The organism is Synechococcus sp. R55.7 (assembly GCF_047461955.1).
In the GTDB taxonomy this organism is placed as follows: Bacteria; Cyanobacteriota; Cyanobacteriia; order Thermostichales; family Thermostichaceae; genus Thermostichus.
This window is the reverse complement of sequence record NZ_JANSIC010000096.1, coordinates 6,729-7,881: the sequence shown is the minus strand read 5'-3', so window position 1 is coordinate 7,881 and position 1,153 is coordinate 6,729. Positions and strand designations below refer to the sequence as shown.

At 58.6% G+C, this 1,153-nt stretch carries 1 protein-coding gene; it reads right to left on the bottom strand.

Translation table 11 applies throughout. The features are described from left to right. Positions 1–154: 154 nt before the first annotated feature. Positions 155–1,153, bottom strand: a 999-nt coding sequence (gene tgt, locus NW820_RS06760; protein WP_414407048.1) for a tRNA guanosine(34) transglycosylase Tgt, incomplete at its 5' end; no start/stop codon positions are given.

Sequence of the window (1,153 nt, the reverse complement as noted above, 5' to 3'; positions counted from 1 at the left end):
ATGTGCTGTTCAATCACGCTGCTGAGGGTTCGGATAGCCATGATCTGACTCCTTCCTGCGGCTACATGGGATAATTTAAGTATATACACGGGATATTGGAGTATCTAGTGAACTAGGATGGATCGGATATTTCCAGAGAAATCTCCTGACCGGCTTAGCTCCAGGGATCCCAGTGCTCATGAAATTGGCCTTCCAAGATGGCCTGACGCATCTTCTGGGTGTAGCGCATCAGCTCTGTGATGTTGTGGATGGAGAGCAGAGTGTAGCCCAGGATCTCTTGCGCGCGGATGAGGTGACACAAGTAGGCTCGGCTGAAGTGGCGGCAGGTGTAGCAGGGACAGTCGGGATCGATGGGATCCAGGCTGCGGCGGTGCTCGGCATTTTTGATGTTCCAGCGTTTGCCCCGGCTGATCACCGTGCCATGGCGGGCATAGCGGGTGGGGATCACGCAGTCAAACAAATCCACTCCGGCGGCCACGGCGGCCCGCATCTCTGCATAGGTGCCCACCCCCATGAGATAACGGGGGCGATCTGCCGGCAGTAGAGGGGCTGTTTGCCGCACAACGGCGTGCATAAACTCGACCGGCTCCCCCACACTCACCCCGCCAATGGCATAGCCCGGCAGATCCAACCGACAGACCTCTTCCACCGCCCGCCGGCGCAGCTCAGGGTAAACTCCCCCCTGCACAATGCCAAACAAAGCCTGATCTGAGCGGCGATGGGCTTTCACGCAGCGTTTCAGCCACTGGGTGGTTCGCCGCACCGCTGCTTCCACTTCCTCAGGGCTGGCAGGGTAGGGCGGGCACTCGTCGAAGGCCATGATCACATCGGCACCCAAGGCATTTTGAATCTGGATGGATAGCTCTGGGGTGAAGTGGATCGTTCGGCCATCGAGAGGAGAGCGGAACGTCACTCCCTCCTCGTTGATTTGGCGAATGGCGCTGAGGCTGAAGACCTGGAAGCCCCCTGAGTCGGTAAGGATGGGGCCCGACCAGCCCATAAAGCGGTGTAGCCCCCCTGCCGCTTGAATGATGCTTTCGCCAGGTTGCAGGTGGAGATGATAGGTGTTGCTGAGGATGATGTGGGCACCTGTCTCCTTGAGCTGGGCCGGGGTGAGGGTTTTCACGTTGGCCAAAGTTCCCACCGGCATAAA